Annotated in this window: 16 protein-coding genes and 3 pseudogenes; 11 read left to right on the forward strand and 8 right to left on the reverse strand. The window is 40.9% G+C overall.

Annotated elements, in window-relative coordinates; translation table 11 throughout:
- Position 1: 1 nt before the first annotated feature.
- The 4 genes and pseudogenes from L0Z67_RS17265 to ndk form a co-directional block, all read right to left on the reverse strand.
- Positions 2-880, reverse strand: a complete 879-nt coding sequence (locus L0Z67_RS17265) for a RodZ domain-containing protein (RefSeq protein WP_062567707.1) — start codon at positions 878-880, stop codon at positions 2-4.
- Positions 877-2,526 carry a type IV pilus biogenesis/stability protein PilW gene (pilW, locus tag L0Z67_RS17270; RefSeq protein WP_392353549.1) on the reverse strand — a complete coding sequence of 550 codons (1,650 nt, stop codon included), beginning with the start codon at positions 2,524-2,526 and terminating at the stop codon, positions 877-879. Before pilW ends, L0Z67_RS17265 begins: the two co-directional genes overlap by 4 nt.
- A 114-nt stretch (positions 2,527-2,640) precedes the next feature.
- Positions 2,641-3,772, reverse strand: a pseudogene (locus L0Z67_RS17275) (bifunctional tRNA (adenosine(37)-C2)-methyltransferase TrmG/ribosomal RNA large subunit methyltransferase RlmN).
- A gap of 175 nt (positions 3,773-3,947) precedes the next feature.
- Positions 3,948-4,379, reverse strand: a complete 432-nt coding sequence (gene ndk, locus L0Z67_RS17280) for a nucleoside-diphosphate kinase (RefSeq protein ID WP_036972405.1) — start codon at positions 4,377-4,379, stop codon at positions 3,948-3,950.
- A 475-nt stretch (positions 4,380-4,854) separates the two neighbouring features.
- On the opposite strand from ndk, the gene yegQ reads away from it, so the two are divergent.
- The 4 genes from yegQ to L0Z67_RS17300 all read left to right on the forward strand — a co-directional run bounded on the left by yegQ (position 4,855) and on the right by L0Z67_RS17300 (position 10,425).
- Positions 4,855-6,240 carry a tRNA 5-hydroxyuridine modification protein YegQ gene (gene yegQ / locus L0Z67_RS17285; protein WP_062567704.1) on the forward strand — a complete coding sequence of 462 codons (1,386 nt, stop codon included), beginning with the start codon at positions 4,855-4,857 and terminating at the stop codon, positions 6,238-6,240.
- A 121-nt stretch (positions 6,241-6,361) separates the two neighbouring features.
- Positions 6,362-9,673 (forward strand): EAL domain-containing protein, encoded by a 3,312-nt coding sequence (locus L0Z67_RS17290; protein WP_392353552.1) that lies wholly within the window; start codon positions 6,362-6,364, stop codon positions 9,671-9,673.
- A 288-nt stretch (positions 9,674-9,961) separates the two neighbouring features.
- A complete protein-coding gene (locus L0Z67_RS17295) occupies positions 9,962-10,183 on the forward strand; it encodes a S41 family peptidase (RefSeq protein WP_062567702.1) in 222 nt (73 codons plus the stop codon).
- Complete coding sequence (locus tag L0Z67_RS17300) at positions 10,183-10,425, forward strand: S41 family peptidase (protein WP_062567701.1); 243 nt, start codon at positions 10,183-10,185, stop codon at positions 10,423-10,425. Before L0Z67_RS17295 ends, L0Z67_RS17300 begins: the two co-directional genes overlap by 1 nt.
- Positions 10,426-10,729: 304 nt before the next feature.
- Here L0Z67_RS17300 and L0Z67_RS17305 read toward each other — a convergent pair whose 3' ends face one another.
- Positions 10,730-11,266 carry a hypothetical protein gene (locus L0Z67_RS17305; RefSeq protein ID WP_062567700.1) on the reverse strand — a complete coding sequence of 179 codons (537 nt, stop codon included), beginning with the start codon at positions 11,264-11,266 and terminating at the stop codon, positions 10,730-10,732.
- Between the two features lie 594 nt (positions 11,267-11,860).
- Here L0Z67_RS17305 and L0Z67_RS17310 point away from each other — a divergent pair.
- The 4 genes and pseudogenes from L0Z67_RS17310 to L0Z67_RS17325 all read left to right on the forward strand — a co-directional run.
- On the forward strand, positions 11,861-12,115 hold the full coding sequence (locus L0Z67_RS17310) for a YfhL family 4Fe-4S dicluster ferredoxin (protein ID WP_062567699.1): 255 nt from the start codon (positions 11,861-11,863) through the stop codon (positions 12,113-12,115).
- Positions 12,116-12,215: 100 nt separating this feature from the next.
- Positions 12,216-13,535 carry a PAS domain-containing methyl-accepting chemotaxis protein gene (locus L0Z67_RS17315; RefSeq protein WP_062567698.1) on the forward strand — a complete coding sequence of 440 codons (1,320 nt, stop codon included), beginning with the start codon at positions 12,216-12,218 and terminating at the stop codon, positions 13,533-13,535.
- Positions 13,536-13,825: 290 nt separating this feature from the next.
- A pseudogene (locus L0Z67_RS17320) lies at positions 13,826-14,458 on the forward strand (PAS domain S-box protein); the annotation flags it as partial.
- A gap of 162 nt (positions 14,459-14,620) precedes the next feature.
- Positions 14,621-15,049: pseudogene (locus L0Z67_RS17325) on the forward strand (methyl-accepting chemotaxis protein); the annotation flags it as partial.
- Between the two features lie 2 nt (positions 15,050-15,051).
- On the opposite strand, the gene L0Z67_RS17330 reads toward L0Z67_RS17325, so the two are convergent.
- Both L0Z67_RS17330 and L0Z67_RS17335 read right to left on the reverse strand, forming a co-directional pair.
- Positions 15,052-15,303, reverse strand: coding sequence for a TIGR03643 family protein (locus L0Z67_RS17330; RefSeq protein ID WP_062567696.1), 252 nt, complete (start codon positions 15,301-15,303; stop codon positions 15,052-15,054).
- 45 nt (positions 15,304-15,348) lie between these two features.
- Positions 15,349-16,233 carry a LysR family transcriptional regulator gene (locus L0Z67_RS17335; RefSeq protein WP_392353555.1) on the reverse strand — a complete coding sequence of 295 codons (885 nt, stop codon included), beginning with the start codon at positions 16,231-16,233 and terminating at the stop codon, positions 15,349-15,351.
- A gap of 102 nt (positions 16,234-16,335) precedes the next feature.
- On the opposite strand from L0Z67_RS17335, the gene L0Z67_RS17340 reads away from it, so the two are divergent.
- From L0Z67_RS17340 to L0Z67_RS17350, 3 genes are all read left to right on the forward strand, one after another.
- A complete protein-coding gene (locus tag L0Z67_RS17340; protein WP_062567694.1) occupies positions 16,336-16,965 on the forward strand; it encodes an NAD(P)-dependent oxidoreductase in 630 nt (209 codons plus the stop codon).
- A 68-nt stretch (positions 16,966-17,033) separates the two neighbouring features.
- Positions 17,034-18,056 carry a kelch repeat-containing protein gene (locus tag L0Z67_RS17345; protein WP_062567693.1) on the forward strand — a complete coding sequence of 341 codons (1,023 nt, stop codon included), beginning with the start codon at positions 17,034-17,036 and terminating at the stop codon, positions 18,054-18,056.
- A complete protein-coding gene (locus tag L0Z67_RS17350) occupies positions 18,053-18,772 on the forward strand; it encodes a Sir2 family NAD-dependent protein deacetylase (RefSeq protein ID WP_062567692.1) in 720 nt (239 codons plus the stop codon). Before L0Z67_RS17345 ends, L0Z67_RS17350 begins: the two co-directional genes overlap by 4 nt.
- A 40-nt stretch (positions 18,773-18,812) precedes the next feature.
- Here L0Z67_RS17350 and L0Z67_RS17355 read toward each other — a convergent pair whose 3' ends face one another.
- Positions 18,813-20,408, reverse strand: a complete 1,596-nt coding sequence (locus L0Z67_RS17355) for a carboxylesterase/lipase family protein (protein ID WP_392353558.1) — start codon at positions 20,406-20,408, stop codon at positions 18,813-18,815.
- Positions 20,409-20,442: the final 34 nt, after the last annotated feature.

The following is a 20,442-nucleotide window of genomic DNA, read 5'->3' on the forward strand; positions in this document are numbered from 1 at the left end:
GTTACTCTGATAACGGTAAAGTAAATTTAGCTAATCGATTTTTGGCAAAGTGCGAGGTGTCGATAGCTTCACCTTGGAAAGTAATATCAACAACTTGATGCTTGCCTAACACAATATTAAAAGGCTGTGCGCCAGTTACTGTCATCACATAGCCTGCCTTTTTTACACCAAAGGCTACACGATCGCCATTGCCGTCATGTATTTCGACCCAGCTATCTTCATTGAAGTTCATTACAATGGTGCTATGTTCAGGGTCATTTTTTTTCGTTTTTTCAATTGCGGTAGACACCGTAGGTTTTGACGGTTCCACAGTTTGTGTCGCAGGTGTTTCATCTAACGATGTGTTTTGTGGCTCAGATAAACCAGTTGTTTGCTCTGTATTCTGAACAGCTGCTGTCGTCTCTTCAGTCGGCCTCGCAGGCTCATTTTTTTCAAGCTGATTTGGCATGGCTGCATTCACTGGCTCTTCTAAGTTTGGTGCGCTATTTTGCCACCACCAAAATACGGATGAGCCAATGACTATTGCTAAAATAAAATAGCTGAATAGCATTAATCGACTGTCGTGCGCTTCTTTTTCTGTGCGACGAGAAAAGCTTTGCATGTTGGACTTTTTAGTTGGTTCAACATGTTCTGGTAAGAGAGTGAGAATCTCTTGGCAGTCTAGTTTTAGCTCTCGGCAATAGCTTTTTACATAGCCTTTTACAAAAGTAGCAGGGCCAAGAAGTGTGTGCTCGTCATTTTCTAAACGTTGTAATTGTAACACTGATAATTTCAATGCACCTGCAAGCTGCTCAAGGCTCATTCCCGCTTTTTCGCGGTGCTGTTTTAGTACTTGGCCGAGCGTTTCTTGCGGTTGTTCTGTATTTTTTTCTTCATTCATAATGCGTATGAGTCAGGGTCTACCAATAAGAGTCTATGTCCAGGTTCGAGGGCAACATCTGGACTTAATTTGTTCCAGCGCATTAATTGATCGATCAACACGCTGTGCTCAGTGGCAATGCCAAAAAGGGTATCACCGGTATTTATGTTGTGATAAATGTGCGGATCATTTAAATAGATTTTTGTGCCGTTTTGCACACGATCCGATTCCTTTAAGCCATTCCACTGCAAAATTTTCTGTAGTTTAACATTGTATCGCACCGAAATGCTAAACAGGTTTTCACCGTTTTGAATAATATGATAAGGGATATTCAGCGCAGGTACACTTGGGTTCAGCATCGGTAAGTTTGTATGCTCGTTCGTTACACTAAAGTGCGTTTGGGTGGTGTTTTGAGTCTCTTTTGAGTTTGCACTAAACACGCTTTCATCTTTTTCTGCTTCGTAAAAAACAACCGTGCTCGCGTCATTACTTTTCGCTTGAGACTTCGCTGTTGTTTGCTGCTTGGTGGCAGGTTTTTTTGGCGCGCCAAACGAGACAATAGTAATATCGTCACTCTGTGTTGCAAGGGGAGCTGCTGCTGTGGTGCTAGGCGAAGTTGCTGCTTTAGTTGGCTCTTCTATTGTTATTTTTTGGTTTACTGAATTATCGGTTGGCGTATTTTGAACAACCGCACTTTCAGCTTTTACAGCTGATGGTTGCGCTGCTACTTTTGCTGCTATCACTTGTGGTTGCGAAGTTTTTGGCGGTGCTTTTTTCTTCACAATGCGTATTTTGGGTTGATCTTTACTGACAGCAAAGGTGTTGTTTGAGACCTGTAGCTCTTTGAGCTGTGATTGACGATACTTTTCGCGCAAAATTTCAAATTCAGTGCGTTTTAGTTGCTCCGATGAAATTGCTTTGGCCTCAGTTGAACCTGGGTACGTTTGTAAAATAATCCCTGCGGTGGTTTGGGCTTTTTCTATATGTCCCATGCGTTGCTGAATTAAATAACTTAGCATGAGCGCGCGTGGTGTCACTCTGCCGGTCGCTTCATATTTTTCGACGACCTCTTGTGCCTTATGCAAGTCGCTTTTTGCATAATATAAACCAGCAAGGCTGATCAGCGAAGAAGGGCGTTGTGAACTATGACTCAGGGCCGATTTTAAGTATTTTTCTGCATTTTCAAAGTCATCAAATTCAATAGCACACAAGGCTAAGTTTTCATAACTTTCTGCTACTCGGATGTAGCTCGGAATTGAAATAGCTTTAAGCAGTTCTTCGGCTGCGCGGTCATATTCACCAATACCGCACAAAAACACACCATAGTTATTTAATGTATTAGGATCATTAGGGTCAATGCGTAATGCTTGTTGATAAGCTTTGTCTGCAAGTTCAGGTTCATCAACCTGTTGATAATAATAAGCAAGAGAGTAATGAACTTCAGGGAGCTCAGGAGCAAAATCAGCAGCACGTTCTAGGTTATATTTTGCTTGCGAGTTATTGCCAGTTTTTAAATACTGTAGAGCAAGTGCTATACGTGTGCGTGCCGCACCTGTGTTGTTGATTTTGTTCTCTACAACCGGTTTGTTACTGCCGTTATAGCTGTTTTCTGTGACACATCCTGTTAATGCTAAAGTACTAACAGTTATGGCAAGTAAAGATCGCATTACCTAATCTCTTGTTTGATTCCGTATGCCTATCTTACCGAAAAGCCTTTGTGTTGCATCTATTATTTTAAAAATAACAGGCTTGCTACAAAGGCTTATCTTTTATTTTCGTGTTTATGCTTGGTGAATGTTCACCGAAATTGCATTGTCTTCACGCATTTTCTTTTTCGCTAGGCGTTTGGTGCGGTCAACAACATCACCTACTAACTGACCACATGCTGCATCAATGTCATCACCGCGAGTACGACGAACAATACAGGTAATACCTGCAGCTTGTAATACTTTAGAGAAACGGTCTATGCGGCTATTGCTCGAACGGCCATATTCATTACCTGGGAATGGGTTAAATGGAATCAGGTTTACTTTCGATGGTGTGCCTTTGAGTGTTTTAACTAGTTCATGGGCTTGATCTGTGCTGTCGTTGACACCTTGCAGCATGACGTACTCAATTGTCACGTCTTTGTTTGCTTTAGAGCCATCAATATAACGACGACACGCCGCTAAAAACTCTTCAATTGGGTACTTTTTATTAATTGGTACAAGTACATCACGCAGCTCATTGTTTGGCGCATGGAGTGAAATAGCGAGTGCGACGTCGATCTTCTCTTTTAATAAATCAAGCGCAGGCACCACACCTGATGTACTTAATGTTACACGGCGTTTTGACAGGCCAAAACCCCAATCATCCATCATCAGCTCCATCGCTGGCACAACGTTTTTAAGATTAAGCAATGGCTCACCCATGCCCATCATTACAACGTTAGTTACAGGGCGTTTAGTACTGTCGCCATCTAAACCGATGTCTTTGGCGACACGCCAAACTTGACCAATGATTTCAGACACCGCTAAGTTACGGTTGAAGCCTTGTTGTGCTGTTGAGCAGAATGTACATTCAAGCGCACAACCAACTTGTGATGAAACACATAAAGTTGCACGATCTTTTTCTGGGATCCACACAGCTTCAACTTCTTGGCCGCCTTGTAACAAAAGAGCATATTTGATGGTGCCATCACTTGCTACTTGTTTAACTGAGATCTCAGGAGCGACAATTTCACACTCAGCTTTAAGCTTCTCTTTCAGCTTTTTGTTGACGTTCGTCATGTCGTCAAAATTGTCTACACCAAAATGATAAATCCATTTCATCACCTGATCGCCACGAAATGGCTTTTTCACCGAACGATACAAATAGCTCGCGCATTGCATCTCGGTTTAAATCTAATAAGTTAATCTTTTTTTCAGTGGCCATGAAACAACCTCAATCAGTGACGGTGATGGTATTAATAATTTGGGTGCGCGATTGTATATTATTTAATCGCTTTAGTCATTAGCTAAACAGATTTATAACAGGCTTAGCTAATGACTAAAAAAGGGCCCGAAAGCCCTTTTTCTTCTGCATCACAGACTTAGCTGTGAACTCGAAATTAACGAGTACGTGGGCAGATTTCTTCGTCAGCGAAGAAGTATGCGATTTCACGTGCAGCTGATTCAACAGCGTCTGAACCGTGAACAGCGTTTTCGTCGATGCTGTCTGCGTAGTCAGCACGTAATGTACCAGCTAGTGCTTCAGCAGGGTTAGTAGCACCCATGATTTCACGGTTTTTAAGAACTGCGTTCTCACCTTCAAGAACAGTAACCATTACTGGACCAGATGTCATGAACTCAACTAAAGCACCGAAGAAAGGACGCTCGCTGTGCTCAGCGTAGAAACCTTCAGCTTTTTCTTTTGAAAGGTGAACCATTTTAGCTGCAACGATTTTAAGACCCGCAGTTTCGAAACGGTTGTAGATAGCACCGATGTGGTTTTTAGCAACTGCATCAGGTTTTACGATTGAAAAAGTACGCTCTAAAGCCATCTTTATGCTCCAATAATTTTAAATTTAAAAGGTTAAATATTAACGGCCGCGAATTATACGCGCTTTACGTTAAAATTCCTAATTTTATTAAATAGTGCATCCATGTCATTTTCATGACCTTACCTGAGGGATTATTGCTGGTCAGTTTTTATTTGATGATTCAGCGCGGTTTGTGGGCTAATTTTAACTTAGGAATTTACATTACTATTGAGGGGAAAGTACACATGTAGCGGCTTTTCTATTTGTGCATATTGTAAACTCAAAAATCAATTATCTTGGGCACTTAGTTGAGTTTGAACAAAAAAGCGGATCTTACAGTCAGTCGTCTTTTATAGACTCATTGCAACCTTGCTGAGTTATCGCCAATTATGATCTAGATCAATAAAAAAAATAGGCAGATTATTATACTCCCGCGCTCAATTATTCTATTAATTCATGCAACCGACTTGTACTCGGTTCGATGTGTGGAGCTTTCATGTCGTCACCTATTTTGACCCCTCGTCCTTTTACGCCTGAGTTGTTATCACCTGCGGGTAGTTTAAAGAATATGCGTTATGCCTTCGCCTATGGTGCAGATGCTGTTTATGCAGGTCAGCCTCGTTATAGCCTTCGTGTTCGTAACAATGAGTTTGACCTAGATAATCTACAAATAGGTATCAATGAAGCGCACGCACAAAATAAAAAATTGTATGTGGTGTCGAACATTGCTCCTCACAATGCCAAGGTAAAATCCTATTTACGCGATATTGAGCCTGTTATTGCTATGCAACCTGATGCGCTAATTATGTCTGATCCTGGGCTTATTATGCTGGTTCGTGAAAAATGGCCTGATATGCCAATTCACTTATCTGTGCAGGCTAATGCGGTGAACTATGCCACAGTGAACTTTTGGGCAAAGCAAGGTATTGAACGAGTCATTTTATCGCGCGAATTATCGCTTGAAGAAATCGCTGAAATTCGCCAGCTATGCCCGAATACAGAACTTGAAGTGTTTGTTCATGGTGCACTCTGTATGGCATATTCTGGTCGTTGTTTGTTATCGGGTTATATTAATAAACGCGATCCAAACCAAGGAACGTGTACCAATGCATGTCGTTGGAATTACGATGTAAAACCAGGCACCGAAAATGAAACCGGTGAAATGGTACATAAAATTGACCCTAAAGCGGTGATCCCAACACTGGGAGATGGCGCACCCAGTAACGAAGTATTTATGCTGGAAGAGCAAGGCCGACCAGGTGAATACATGCCTGCTTTTGAAGACGAGCATGGTACTTACATTATGAACTCAAAAGACCTACGTGCAGTTCAATATGTTGATCAGCTTACTAAAATGGGCGTGCATAGTTTAAAAATTGAAGGCCGTACTAAGTCTTTCTATTATGTTGCACGTACTGCGCAAGTGTATCGTAAAGCGATTGATGATGCGGTTGCAGGCCGTCCATTTGATGCAAACTTATTTAAAACCCTCGAAAACTTAGCACACCGCGGTTATACCGAAGGGTTTTTAAAGCGCCATGCGCACCAAGACTATCAAAATTATGAGTACGGTCATTCGGTCTCTGATAAGCAGCAGTTTGTTGGTGAAGTATTAGGTCGCAACAGTAATGGCTTAGTTGAAATTGATGTGAAAAATAAATTCTGTACTGGTCATTCACTTGAACTAATGACGCCAAAAGGCAATATCAATTTTAACCTTGAGTTCATGGAAAATAAAAAAGGCGAGGCTATCAGTGATGCAAAAGGCTCGGGTCATATTGTAAAAATTCCTTTGCCAGAAGACATCGACTTAGACCACGCTATTTTGATGCGTAACCTTGATGCCGACCAAGATACCCGTAACCCATTCAATAAAGCTTAACAACAAGATGCGTTAGGTCATACTTAGCGCATTTTATTCACCTTTTTTGCTATTTCACTGTCTCTAATAATTATTTTTACTATCCTTTTTATAAGGCAACTAACAAATTTAATTAAAAGTTATGGTGAAATTTTTAGTCCATAAATCCCATCATCGAGAGCTTTTACACACGCTGCCATATATTGTTGCGGGTATTGTTTTGATTGCCGTTGTATTGCTATTAGAGTGGTTTGGTTTAATTGCTGAAATACCGTTTTATGTTGCTATGCACACCAGCGTAGAGCTGTTTTCGGTTGTCATCTCGTTTTTGATTTTTGCCATTGGTTGGAATACTTGGCATTTTACTAAAAATTATCAGTTGCTGTTGCTTGCATGCACAATGTTGTGTGTTGCTATTTTCGACTCCTTGCACTTTTTAGCTTATGACAATATGCATGAAAGTGAAGAGCAAATGAGTTTAGTGCTTAATTTTTGGTTAATTGCACGACTTTTTAATGCCGCAGCATTTCTAATTATCGCGATGGGGATCTGGTTTAAATATAAGCCTCTTAATGCCAATATATTATTAATTTCATTACTGTTCTTCAGTTTCTGTATTGCTAGTATAATGTTCTATTCGCCCCAATGGTTATCAGCTATATACATTCAAGGAAAAGGGGCAAGCCACGTAAAATTTATCATAGAGCTGAGTGTATTAGTCCTTTATACCAGTGCAGCTTTTATGTTCGCCTCTCAGTTAAGCAAGCCTAGAGCAAATTTGAACATAGCAGACAAAACCCTTGTATGCGTAATCGCTATTTTGAGCGAAACATGTTTTGTAGTATTTAATGACACCTCACACACGACCAATATCTTTAACTTTTTTGGTCACGTTTATAAAGGGTTAACTTATTTCTTACTCTATAAAATTCTCTTTGTAGAAACCGTTATTAAGCCCTATGCGGCACTTGAAAACTCAACTAAGCAATTATCAGCAACGCTGACTGCATTACCCGATTCAGTATTCGAGCTTGAAGAAAATGGCACATTTAGTGAGGTTTTTAGTGATAATTCTGATAATCATATCTTCATTAAAAGTATAGTAGGGAAGAGCATCCTAGAGTTATTTTCAGATTCAGATGCGCAAGAGTTTATAAAAGGTTTAAAAGAGTCAAAACGTTCGGGGGTGTGTTTGTTGAATCCATTACCTATTGCATTTAACGGACGTGTGATTCATTTTGAGTTTTCTATTACATTATTTGAATATGATAATAATGGCCCTACCTATTTAGTGAATGCTCGCGATGTATCTGAAAAAGTTGGCCGCGTAGCTGCACTGATACAACAGAGTAAGTTTAATCGAGGTCTGTTACATTTGACCGAAATCTCTTTTCAAGATGACCAAGATGTATTGCTAAATTATGCCGTCGAGCATGCACGTGCGATAACAAACTGTGATGGTGCTGCACTGTTTATCTGTAATGAACAAAAGCAACTTACCTATAGAGCTGAACATGGTTCTACATTTGCCGTGTGTACCGAAAAATTACAAGCAAAAGTAGCCGTTGGTGAAGCGGTTATTGTTAATCGTAAACAAGCAAAAGAATTTGGTTTACCGAGTGATTCAAATTCTTTATTAGTTGTGCCAATTCTTCGCTATGGAAAATGTCATATGGCTATCATTTTGCAACATATCGAAAAAGTGTTCACAGTGCATGACAAAAACATGCTTACAGTATGGGCTGAGTCAGTGTGGCAGTGGTTTAATAAAATAAACCTAAATAAACGCATGCATATTCTGTCACAAGCAGTTGAACAAAACCCACACCCCATCATGTTTACCAACACAGATGCCAAAATTGAGTATATGAACCGTGCTTATTTAGACATGTGCCAGTATGACTACGATGAGCTAATAGGGCAAAGCCCTCAAACAATAAGTGCAGGGCTAACAGAATCTTCTGTTTATGAAGAAATGTGGCAGCAACTTAAAAATAAACAAGCTTGGGTAGGGGCGTTAGTTAATATGACGAAGCATGGCAAAACCCTTGTTGAGCAAACAACAATTTACCCCATTCTCGACAAACAAGGCAAGGTGAGCAATTACATATCATTTCAACACGATATGACTAAAGAAGTTGAGAGTGAAACACGCATTCATCAACTTTCCTATTTTGACCAACTAACTGGACTGGCAAATCAAGACAGATTAAAAATGGAATTTGAAGGAATTGCCAAGCCACACGAAGATTCGAAAGCTGCGTTCATATTGATTGGTTTAGATAACTTTAAAATACTAAACAAAGCAATGGGGATAGCTCATTGTAACCTAGTTTTGCAAAAGTTAAGCGCCAGAATTCGTAGCTTTTTAGGGGAGCATATAATGGTGGCGCGTTTACAAAGCGATCGTTTTGCGTTTATTACTCCCTATACATCAACAGGCGCCATAAATAAAAGCACACAAGAATTATTAAGGGTGATAAGCGAGCCGTTATTGGTCAATGATGAGTTAATTGTTGTTACGGCCTCTATTGGTATTGCTTTATATCCTATTGATGGCAAAGAGTTTGAGCCGTTATTGCAAATGGCCGAGTCAGCAATGTTCGAAGTTAAAAAGCTAGGTCGTAATAATACGCTATTTTACGCTGAGGAGATGAATAAGTCTGGACTGCGACAGCTACAGATTATAAATGCGCTTAATTATGCGATTGAACATAATGAGTTTTCGTTGGTATTTCAGCCACAGATCGAACTTGCAACGGGTATAACCGTTGCCACAGAAGTGTTACTTCGTTGGCACTCAGAAATACTGGGTGATGTATCACCCGCCGAATTTATTCCTATTGCTGAAAGTTGCGGGCGCATCAGTGAAATTGATGACTGGGTATTTGAAAATGCCGTTAAAACTGTTCGTCAATGGCAAGAAAGTGATATGCCAAAACTGACGTTTGCGATTAACTTATCGGCGACTAAATTCATTAAAAAGCATTTGCTTAGTGATTTAATTGCGGTTTTACAAACACATTCCGTTAACCCTGAATGTATCGAGCTTGAGTTGACCGAGACCATTGCCATTGGTAATCCCAAATTTGCATTAAACACCATTTCTAAATTACGTGAGGCCGGCTTTAAAATGTCGATTGATGATTTTGGCACAGGCTATTCGTCGATGAATTATTTAAAAGACTTTTCACTCGATAAGCTCAAAATAGATAAATCGTTTATTGATGATTTAGAAAACCCCAGCGATGCAGACAAAGCAATCGTTAAAGCCATGATTGATTTAGCCAGCGCGTTAAATATGGAGTCAATTGCCGAAGGGGTCGAGACCCAGCAGCAGGTGAAAATACTTAAGGAACTCGCGTGTTCACAAGTACAAGGTTATTATTTTAGTAAACCACTTCCGCTCGATGCGCTTTATCGATTTATTACATCTTCAAGCAGTGTTACTTGAAATTATATCTGCGGCAATTAAGCCCTTGCTAAATGGATATACTTTTATCTCAGACGGCGATAAAGTGGCTATTCATAGGCAGTCTTAGCACAGTACATCTAAGAGAGTGAAGACCTCATTCAGGCTGCTATTTTAAGTAATTTATCTTCAGACACTTTATCATTTGCAGCTAATGACCACATTATTTGGGGGACGCACGAAAAGTTAGGTTATCTGTTTATTGATAGTTTTAACGACTATACCGAAGGGAATAAGCACCCTTAAGCACTTGCTTTACTGCACAGTACAATGAAGCAAGTTATCGCTGATTTCGAATTAACAGATGGTGTGATTATTGATTTTAGATTTAACGGTGGCGGCTATACTTATTTGGCAAAAGTACTCGCTGAGTATTTTATTGCCAGCCCACAAACGGGCTACATTAAAAGTACTCGTTACGGAAATCAGTTTGCCCCTGAGCAGTTTGTAACACTCACACCCGCAGCACACAATTATGGTAACCCGTTGTAGTGCTGATAAGTAACACAACGGCTTCTGCTGCTGAGCTTGCAACTTTGATGCTTAGTACATCAGAAAAAGTGACATTAATAGGAGAGGCAACGCAAGGAATGTTATCGGGTAGTTTAATTAAATCGTTACCGAATGGTTTTATCTTTGGGCTTTCTAACATGAAACAATTATCAAATCAGCGCGTGTTATACGAGCAAACAGGTATCCCACCGATGATTCAAACGTCATTTTTTAACCTGTAAGATCGCGTAAATGGAACTGATAAAGGTTTTGACGCAGCTGTAGAATGGCTTCTCTCTCAAGGCTAGCGCTTATCATTAGAATACATTGAGTCGCTTCTCAATGTATTCTAATTTATTGGGATGAGTAAACAGGTAAACAACTCATTTTTGGACAGAAATGAGTTTGAGTATTTATTCGGTGACGCCCAATTAAGGTGTGAGCAACGCTACCCCGAAACCGAACCATACCACCTTAAACGCAAAACCCAACGATGGAATGAAAAGTGCCAAGCCTTGGGAATCACTCTTAAATTGCTTGTTAGGTTTATAGCGTTTCCATCAATTTATCACGACAACCTTCTACAAAACCACCCCATACGCTGTGATCGATTTCTCCAAAGTAGTAAATAGTATGCCCCATAGAAAATTGCTTACCTAGGTGTTTAACCATTATGTCGAATAGATTTTGTTCTCTTGCGATGGCTGTATATCGAACATCACGGATATGACTAAGATCTCTGCCAACCCAATTTTTCTTGAACTTATAATCCCCAGTAACTTCACCAACTGCTAAAAGTTTTTTATTGCCTTTTCGGATTAGGACTTTATCACCAGTTTTTATTTCATTTGCTATTTTATTTAACGCATAAATTGCTTTATTGCGATTGTCATTATCCGCCCAATCCTCACCAGAGTATGCGAGATCATAGCCTTGTCCAATTTCCTGTTCGCTTTTTGCTAATACATGGTGGTAACCATCTACGCTAGCCCAACCAGTACCGATAATACCCGTATCAAAACAAAAATCTGAGTAATCTTTATCACCAGGAGCCAATACTAAAACCCAAACATCATGCTTCATAGTTTACCTTATTTTTACCGATATATTTAAAAAAACTAACATTTTAGTATTTATGCGACACGCAGTTTGTGTTGTAGTGTAGCTTGTTGGACTGAGCCGCTACCTGCTCGGTGTGTCAGAGTTGGTGTTGTTTATGCTATGGGAATTTGTTTTTTCTGGCCTAAGCGATATCAAGCCAACGCTAAGCTATCCCTGCGTTACTCAGTCATTATTATGCTTCCATTACACCTAAGTTTGGCTAGATAAGCAACTATATTTTTACACGCACAAAGCAGTCGTTAGAGCATTTACCCTGACTTATTTTGGGACAGAAACGAGTTACCTCCTAATAACTGTTGCAGACACTAAAAATCTGTTTAGCTTCCATAAAAAGCATCTTACTTCCTCATCAAACAATTTAGCTCGGTAAATAACCGCTGATGCAGTAACTCTAGAACATCGGTCGAAGAAAATTCTTGGTACTTCTAAGGTTGATCTAGATCAAGGAAATTTCATTCGCTGCAATCTATATTACGCGGCTGCAATTTCGTCGCGTCCGAAATCCATAATGTGGATTTTAATGGCAATACTCATTATCGTGCTTAAAGGTGTGTCATGGCATTACTCATCAATAACAAATGTATTAACTGTGATATGTGCGATCCTGAGTGTCCGAATGAGGCTATTTATATGGGCGCGAAGATTTATCAAATCGATCCTAATAAATGCACTGAGTGTGTTGGCCATTACGATAATCCGACTTGCGTGAGTGTTTGCCCTATTGATTGCATTAAACCCGATCCAAATCATCGAGAATCACTCGATGAACTTGCTGATAAGTACGTCAAACTCACTTCTCAAACGTCTTAGTCATTGTACACTCATTCTTTTTAATGGTTTTAAAGTAGCACCTTGCGTTAATTGTTCTACAATTCTAGGAACAACAATACGTTATTAATTAAGGTGTGTTATGTGGTTTGGTAAGTCTTTAGAAGCTGAAATTGCAGCATTAAAAGCAGAGCTCTACCCGCTTAAAGATCTAACAGCAGGCATTGATGAAGAAATGTTAGTTCTTAGGCTTAATGCTGATGGGGATATGGCTTATATTAACCAAAACTTTCTAGATGAATTAGGTTTCTCTCTTGAGCAGCTAATCAACTCTCCTTTTGAAAACATAGTTACACCTCAATCTAAAAGTAGTGATCAATTTATAGCGTTAAAACGCGCAATTGACTGTCAAGAGCATGGCGTCGGTCATCTACAAATAGCTCGATTCGATGGCAAGCTCGAATGGTTACGTTTAATTGCTCACCCAGTTCATACCGCAGAAGGTGAGCTGGATTATTTTGCGATTTATGGCACTGTGTTAACTGATGCCATTGCCAGCTCTCGCGAGCAACGGGATGTTATTAATGCTATCTACCGTTCAATGGCCGTTATTGAGTTTGATCTAGAAGGGGTTGTGCTTAATGCAAATGAGCCTTTCTTAGCGGCTATGGGTTATAAAAAAGACGATATTGTAGGTAAACATCACAGTATGTTTTGTGAGCCCGAGGTCGCTAACTCCGCAGAATATGAAGCATTTTGGCAGCGCCTCAGACGGGGGGAATTTATTGCTGAGCGTTTTAAACGAGTGGACCGCTATGGCAATGACGTATGGCTTGAAGCGTCTTATAACCCTATTACGAATGATTTTGGTGAGTTGTATAAGGTAATGAAGTTTGCCACTGTCATTACTGATCAAGTGAACCGTGAGCATGCTATTTCTCAAGCAGCAGAAATTGCTTATGGCACCTCAACAGAAACAGACAAGCTCGCCAAACAAGGTGCACACGTTTTACAAAGCACTATGGCTGTGATGGATGAGCTTGCGCAGCAAATGGAACAGGCTGCACAGGAAATAGCAGCGCTTGATAAGCAATCACAACAGATAGCCAATATTGTGCAAAGTATTAGTAGTATTGCTGAACAAACCAATTTATTAGCGTTAAATGCCGCGATTGAAGCTGCTCGTGCCGGAGAGCAAGGGCGTGGCTTTGCTGTTGTAGCTGATGAAGTCAGGCAATTGGCGTCTCGTACGTCTAAAGCAACAGAAGAAATTGTTGATGTCGTAAAAGACAATCAGTCTCTTACGCAAAATACCGTGCGAGTGATAGAGCAAGGTAAAGTTAAGGCTGAACAGGGGCAAGTATTAGCGAATGAATCAGGAAAAGTCATGGAAGATATTCAGCAAGGAGCGCAGGAGGTTGTCGATGCCGTTGGGCAGTTTGCTAATCAACTAACAAGTTAAAGATGTGTTTTTCTCATTTATATTCAAATTGTTAAGTTAATTCTTATTTCGTCTTAAGAATTTTCCTATTATCGCAAAAATAGGGACTTTACTGTAACAAATACGTTAAAGTAAGCATGCATATACTATTTTGCTATGTGCGCGCCTATACATCAGACCAAGGTGTATTTTTTTCTTACCTTAACGTGAAGAGTCCCATGTTTTTTAGTCAATCATTAAAGAATAAAGTTACTGAATTAGACGATGAGTTGTTTACTGTTTCACAAGTAAAAAATACGCTCGATAGTAAAATGCTTACTTTAGAACTAGATAAAAATGCACATATCTTGTCACTGAATGAGCAAGCAACCGTTGAACTAGGTTATGAGAAAAATCAACTGATAGGCAAATCACTTCTTAGTTTAGTGCCTGAACTGGCAAGAACGACCCGTCATTACCAGAGCTTTAAAAAAGCGCTTGATGATAAAGAGGCATGGGTCGGTGCTGTACAACTTGTAAATGCCCACAATGAACAGGCGTGGTTGCGGGTTATTTTGCATCCCGTTATTAATAGGCAGCAGCAGTTCCAGCAGTTCACTTTGCATGCCAGTGCACTTACCCGAACTATAGAAACGTCAAGAGAAAACCAAGATTTAGTAAAAGCGATTCATCGCTCAATGGCAGTGATTGAGTTTGATTTATCTGGCCATGTAATTACTGCGAATGAACAGTTTTTACAAGGTGTGGGCTACGCAAAACAAGAAATAGTGGGAAAGCATCACAGTATATTTTGCGAGCCCGAGGAGGCAAACTCAGCAGACTACGCCGATTTTTGGAAAAAGCTTCAAAAGGGCGAGTTTATTGCGTCTCGCTTTAAACGAATTAATAAATATGGTGAACCTGTTTGGCTTGAGGCAAGCTATAACCCCGTTTTTTGTGAGCAAGGGGAGCTTTATAAAATCGTAAAATTTGCAACAGTCATTACAGAGCAAGTTAATCGTGAAATGGCAGTCTCTCAAGCTGCTGAGATTGCCTATAGTACCTCGACAGAAACTGACCAAATTGCTCATCAGGGGGCTGAGGTGTTAGGCGATATGGTGAATGTTATGGATGAACTTGCAAAAAAAATGGAGCAAGCAGCAACGGAAATAGCTGCACTTGATAAGCAATCTCAGCATATAGCTAATATTGTACAAAGTATTAGCAGTATCGCAGATCAAACTAATTTACTTGCGCTTAATGCAGCAATAGAGGCTGCAAGGGCGGGTGAGCAAGGCAGGGGCTTTGCAGTTGTTGCCGACGAAGTAAGACAGTTAGCTTCGCGTACCTCGAAAGCGACTGTTGAAATAGTTGATGTTGTACAGCAAAACAGAGCGCTGACGCAAAATACGGTAGAGGTAATTGAGCAAGGAAAAAGTAAAGCTGAGCAAGGTTACAGCCTTGCAACTGAATCTGGAAAAGTAATGAGTGACATTCAAAACGGCGCGCAAAAAGTGGTGGATGCTGTTGGTCAGTTTGCTGACCAACTTAAATAATGTTACCTGTGCTTATATTGAGTTTTGCAATAACCACGTAGAATATCAGGGTGGCGAAGTTTTATATGTTTACTTTGCCTCCCAGATACGCGTTTTCGCCAAAGTTTAAAACTTGAGTTTGTTAATTGCTCACGCATTAACGCGATAACGCTTTTTTCATTTAAGCCAAACTGTCGGTTTATCGCTTCGAATGGGGTTCTGTCTTCCCACGCCATTTCTATAATACGAGATATTTCATGATCTAAATGCTGCATTACGGCTCCTTTTTATAGCCTATACGTATTTGCAGCAGATTTAGATTATAAGATATCCTGTTGCCAGTGCTCTGCTAAAAAGTCGATGAACGCTCTGACCACATTTTGTTGGAAGTTATGTGATAAATACACTGCCCATAAGTGAGAGCCTATAGTTGTATGCTCTGGCAGTACTTTAACAAGCTCTCCCGATGCCAAATAGTCATTAGCAAGGTCACAAGGTAGGTGAGCCACCCCCATGCCTTGTTTTGCTGCTTTTAGAAGTACGCCCATATCGTTGGCAACAATGTTGCCCTTAACAGTGACTTTTTGTGTGTTGTCACCGCGTTGAAATTGCCAAATGTTGTGTTTGTTATGAATAAGGCAATTGTGTGCAGTTAAGTCACTCGGTTCATTAATTGGTGGGTTTGCAGCTAAATAATCGTGTGATGCACACACAGCGGTTGCGATATACATGAGCTTGCGGGCAATGAGTCCTTCATCTGGCTGATGGATGTAACGCAAAGCGATATCAACGCGGTCATCAACAAGCTGCGATAAACTATCTGAAAGTAACAGCTCAAATCGCGTCTGTGGATGGCGTTTGGTAAACACTTCAATGGCATCAAACAGTTTATGTTGGCCAAGCCCAATAGGGGAGGCAACGCGAATAGTCCCCACCAATTCATTGTTATGGCTGTGTGCACGGCTTTGTAAATCAGACACTTGAGTTAGTATTTGCTGGCAGTAGCTAAGGGCTTCTTCTCCTTGAATTGTTAAACTTACTTTTCGTGTTGTGCGATGAAATAACCTTAAATTTAGCCACTTTTCAATATCTTGAATATGCCTAGACACTTGTAACCGGCTTAAGCCTAAATGTTCAGCGGCCTGAGTAAAGCTGCCTGTACGGGCAACTTCGACAAAGCTAGTAATTGAATTGAGTTTGTCCATTGGTATCTTCAACTGAAACAATGTGTATCTATATAGTGTGTTTATCAGTAATTAGTGAACAAGTAAACTGCAATCATTGAAACAAACAACGGAGCATTCCTCATGAAATTAGCAGTTATTGGCGCAACTGGTTGGATTGGCAGTCACATTACTTCAGAAGCAATCGCACGTGGTCATCAAGTAAATGCATTAGTTAGAGACGCAGGTAAAGTAACCCAAGATAACGTTACTGTGACTGAATTTGATTTAACAAACGATGATATCGCAAGCGCAGCAGCGGGGAGCGATGTTGTTATTGCTGCAATTGGGGGGCGTGCTTTAGGTAACCATGAAATTGTGGCAAACACAGCAAAGCAATTACTAAACGCGCTTGCAGGTACTGGCACACGCATTTTATGGGTGGGCGGTGCTGGTAGCTTAGAAGTGGCACCCGGTGTAACACTGGTATCAAGCCCTGATTTTCCTGCTGAATACAAAGCAGAAGCTATTGCTCAAGGTGAGGCACTTGATGTATTTAGAGCATCAACAACAGATACACCATGGACATTTGTGTCACCCGCTGCGGTTATTTACCCTGGTGAGTCAGAAGGTCCATACCGTGTCGGTGGCGATAGCTTTTTTACTGATGCAAACGGCGAAAGCAAAATATCAGTCACCGATTATGCAAAAGCAATGCTTGATGAAGCACAGTCGGCAGCACATTTAAATCAATGCATTAGTATTGCTTACTAATAACGAGTCTTTCTTCAGGCTCATAAAGTGGTATTCTTAAGCGATGTGTTAAGTTATCTATTTATTTTATGAGCCTGCTATTTTCTGTTGCACTTGCAACCATACCCGCCTTACCTGAGCCCGTTGCCAACAACGCTGTAGCCAAAGTTGTTATTGATGAACACGCCTACTTTTTAAGCTTTATGGGCTTGGGGGCAGGCAAAGCACACAATGATGTTCACAATAAAGTATGGGTACTCAAAGTGGGCGATAACGCGTGGCAAGCGGCTAAAGCGGTGCCAAGTACATTGCCCCTTACTGGTCGTTTAGCGAGTACCGCAGTGGGTGTTGGTCAACATGCCTATGTATTTGGTGGCTATACCGTTAGCGCCGATCATCAAGAAATCTCTACACCCGATGTATATCGCTATGATGTGCGCTCTAATTCATATACGCAACTTGCTAATATGCCAGTGCCGGTGGATGACAGTGTGGCGCTTTCATATAAGCAGCGTTATATCTATTTAGTCAGTGGTTGGCATAACGATGGCAATGTTAACCTTGTACAAGTGTATGATACGCAAACAGATACATGGCAACAGGCTTCGCCCTTTTTAGGTCGACCGGTGTTTGGCCAAGCGGCGGCAATTAGTGGTAACACAATTTTGGTGTGTGATGGTGTAAAAACACAGGCGAATGCAGATAAGCGTCGTTCTTTTGCTACGGTTGCACAGTGTTTAAAAGGCACGATTGATGCAAATAACCCATTAAAAATAGATTGGCGTACCGTGCCACATCCAACAGGTGTTGCCCATTACCGTATGGCTGCAACCAGTTTTAATGGCGACATTTATATGATGGGCGGCTCTGATAACCCATATAACTACAATGGCATGGGATACGACGGTAAACCAGCGCCAGCGAGTGATCATGTTTGGCGCTTTGATGTTGATAAAAACAGTTGGCAAGTGATGCCAAAAGCCGATACTGCGAGCATGGATCATCGAGGTTTATTAGAGCACCAAGGAAGTTTGTATCGTCTTGGTGGTATGGACAATAATCAACAAGTGACAGCCGATGCACTTGGTTACAAGGTGGCCCTTTCTTTATGAATACACTCTATATTACTGGGGCGGGAGTGAGTGCCGCTAGCGGTATACCGACCTTTCGTGGCGAAGATGGCTTTTGGACCATTGGTAGCAAAAATTACACGCCGATGGAAATGGCAACCCGTGCTATGTACGAAAACAATCCCCGCGAGTTTCTAGCTTGGTACTATCATCGTTTTGCAACGTATCGGCATCACGGTCCCAATGAGGTACATCATTGGTTGAGTGATAAAAATCTCATTACGCAAAATATAGATGGTCTTGATGGCAAAGCAGGTAACACCGATTTTATTGCTATTCATGGTCGCTTAGATCAAATGACACTGTTTCACCACCAAGGTGACGATGCAATGGCGTTTAACGCACCGTGGGATAAGGTCAACGAAGACAATCTACACAACTCATTGCTTGAGGTGTTCAATATCAGTAATGAAAGCCCCAAGCTTAACGAATCGTTTAAGCCTTACGTATTGTTATTTGATGAATACTACACTGAACTTTATCGAATTTCTGAGGCGCAACAGCGCATGCTCGATGCCGATAAAATCGTGTTTATCGGCACCTCGTTTAGCGTCAATATTACGCAAATGGCACTTGATATTGCACGCAGCCAAGGCACACCAATTGACGTGGTTGACCCCGATCCTACTCACGTATTTCATCCTAATGTAACCTACCACAAGATGACTGCGCTTGAGTATGTGCAGCAGCAAGGGTAAAAAATAAGGCGCTTATATTAAGCGTCTTATTTATTTTATATTACTGCTGTTCAGCTTTTGTTGCTGTGATGTTTAAGCGCGCTTGTAAGGGATCAGGTAAAAATTCTGCAGTCCCAGACTTGCTCATTTGCAGTATAAAAGATTCATCATTTTTATATGCTTGCCATGTTGGTAAACCTGGGTCATTTGGTGTGCCTAATTTAATAAAATTAGTCACATAACGGTGCATTATTTTAGCGGCTTGCTTATCTTGCTCGGTGGTGACATGCCCATATTTAGCTGCCACAGTATTAAAAAAGTACGGGATTTCGCTGGCGTGCTCTGCACCAGGTTTATCTAAGGTTTGTGCAACATAACCAAAACGATATAAAAAGGCATTTTTACCCATATCTGTCACACGTTTTGCAACGAACCTTGCTGGCTCTTGCATTAAAGCATCTTGACCTACTTGGTAATTGAGTAAAGGTAATGGTGTTTTGCCATTTGCATCGTAAGTCATTTTTGCTTGTGTACTGTGCGGAGCAAAGCTTGCGAACAGTGACTCTTTTGAAGCAAAATTAGCAAAGCCTAAATCCATATCTGTGGTGCCAACCATGGTTGCAACATGGCTAAATGTGCCTTTACTCAAGCGCGCTTCAGTGGCCGAATTGATGATTGTGCCATCAATAATTGGCCCGCCAACGTAAGTAGACTGATCATTATTTTGTCGGTTTAATGTGCTCAGATTGAGGTTATCAACCACGTCTTCGGCAGATAATTCACGTAGCGCCGCAAGGGCATTTTCATCACTGCCTAAAATGGTGTGTTGCTTGGCAAAGTTTTCGCCAATTTTTTCGGCACTTAATACAGTGTTGTCATCACTCTTAAGCGGCAACTGCTTAAATAGCTCTCGTCCGCCGGCTGACATAATAATCGCTTGTTGGAATAAGCCATTGGCAGCAGGGGTTTGCATCATTGCATGCACCGATGCGCCACCAGCAGATTCACCCATAAGTGTCACTTTAGAAGCATCACCACCAAATTGAGCGATATTTTGTTTTACCCACTCAAGGGCGGCAATTTGATCCATTAATGCGTAGTTGCCCAGTGCATCGTTTTCAAAACGAGTAAGAGCAGGGTGGGCAAAAAAGCCAAATCGGCCTAATCGATAATTAAAGCTAACAAAAATAACGCCTTGTTTAGCAAAGCTTTCGCCTGAGTAAACAGCGGGAGATGCGCCACCATTTACAAAGCCACCACCGTGTATCCATACTACAACAGGGTAAGGAGTATCGCTGTGTTTAGTGGGTTTAAATACATTTAAATAAAGGCAGTCTTCCGATGGCGTTGTTGTAAGCGGTGCAGCATCGCCAGCAAATGGTTTTTGCATACAGTCAGGGGCGTAATTGCTAAGCACTTTCACATCTTGCCATTTTGGCACAGGCTGCGGTGCTCGCCAGCGTAAATCACCGACAGGGGGAGCTGCATAAGGAATGCCTTTATAAGTTATTACGCGACCTTGTTGCTGTCCTTGGATTAATCCACCATCGACTTTGATATTGTTACTTTTAGGTTGCTCTTGGCAGCCTTGTAAAAAAAGAGCTGAGCTTAGTAATACAGAAGCACACAGCATAGAGTTAAAAAAACGAGATGTCATCACATAGCCTAGGTAGAACTGGTTAGGCTTATAA

The sequence above is a fragment of the Pseudoalteromonas sp. PB2-1 genome (assembly GCF_045040605.1).
Lineage (GTDB): Bacteria > Pseudomonadota > Gammaproteobacteria > Enterobacterales > Alteromonadaceae > Pseudoalteromonas > Pseudoalteromonas arabiensis.

Excerpts from the sequence above, each read along its gene's own strand:
- L0Z67_RS17355 (WP_392353558.1), bottom strand. The coding sequence starts at position 20,408 with ATGACATCTCGTTTTTTTAACTCTATGCTGTGTGCTTCTGTATTACTA.
- L0Z67_RS17350 (WP_062567692.1), top strand. The coding sequence starts at position 18,053 with ATGAATACACTCTATATTACTGGGGCGGGAGTGAGTGCCGCTAGCGGT.
- yegQ (WP_062567704.1), top strand. The coding sequence starts at position 4,855 with ATGTCGTCACCTATTTTGACCCCTCGTCCTTTTACGCCTGAGTTGTTA.
- L0Z67_RS17310 (WP_062567699.1), top strand. The coding sequence starts at position 11,861 with ATGGCATTACTCATCAATAACAAATGTATTAACTGTGATATGTGCGAT.
- L0Z67_RS17335 (WP_392353555.1), bottom strand. The coding sequence starts at position 16,233 with ATGGACAAACTCAATTCAATTACTAGCTTTGTCGAAGTTGCCCGTACA.
- L0Z67_RS17345 (WP_062567693.1), top strand. The coding sequence starts at position 17,034 with ATGAGCCTGCTATTTTCTGTTGCACTTGCAACCATACCCGCCTTACCT.
- pilW (WP_392353549.1), bottom strand. The coding sequence starts at position 2,526 with ATGCGATCTTTACTTGCCATAACTGTTAGTACTTTAGCATTAACAGGA.
- ndk (WP_036972405.1), bottom strand. The coding sequence starts at position 4,379 with ATGGCTTTAGAGCGTACTTTTTCAATCGTAAAACCTGATGCAGTTGCT.
- L0Z67_RS17305 (WP_062567700.1), bottom strand. The coding sequence starts at position 11,266 with ATGAAGCATGATGTTTGGGTTTTAGTATTGGCTCCTGGTGATAAAGAT.
- L0Z67_RS17265 (WP_062567707.1), bottom strand. The coding sequence starts at position 880 with ATGAATGAAGAAAAAAATACAGAACAACCGCAAGAAACGCTCGGCCAA.
- L0Z67_RS17290 (WP_392353552.1), top strand. The coding sequence starts at position 6,362 with ATGGTGAAATTTTTAGTCCATAAATCCCATCATCGAGAGCTTTTACAC.
- L0Z67_RS17340 (WP_062567694.1), top strand. The coding sequence starts at position 16,336 with ATGAAATTAGCAGTTATTGGCGCAACTGGTTGGATTGGCAGTCACATT.
- L0Z67_RS17295 (WP_062567702.1), top strand. The coding sequence starts at position 9,962 with ATGAAGCAAGTTATCGCTGATTTCGAATTAACAGATGGTGTGATTATT.
- L0Z67_RS17315 (WP_062567698.1), top strand. The coding sequence starts at position 12,216 with ATGTGGTTTGGTAAGTCTTTAGAAGCTGAAATTGCAGCATTAAAAGCA.
- L0Z67_RS17330 (WP_062567696.1), bottom strand. The coding sequence starts at position 15,303 with ATGCAGCATTTAGATCATGAAATATCTCGTATTATAGAAATGGCGTGG.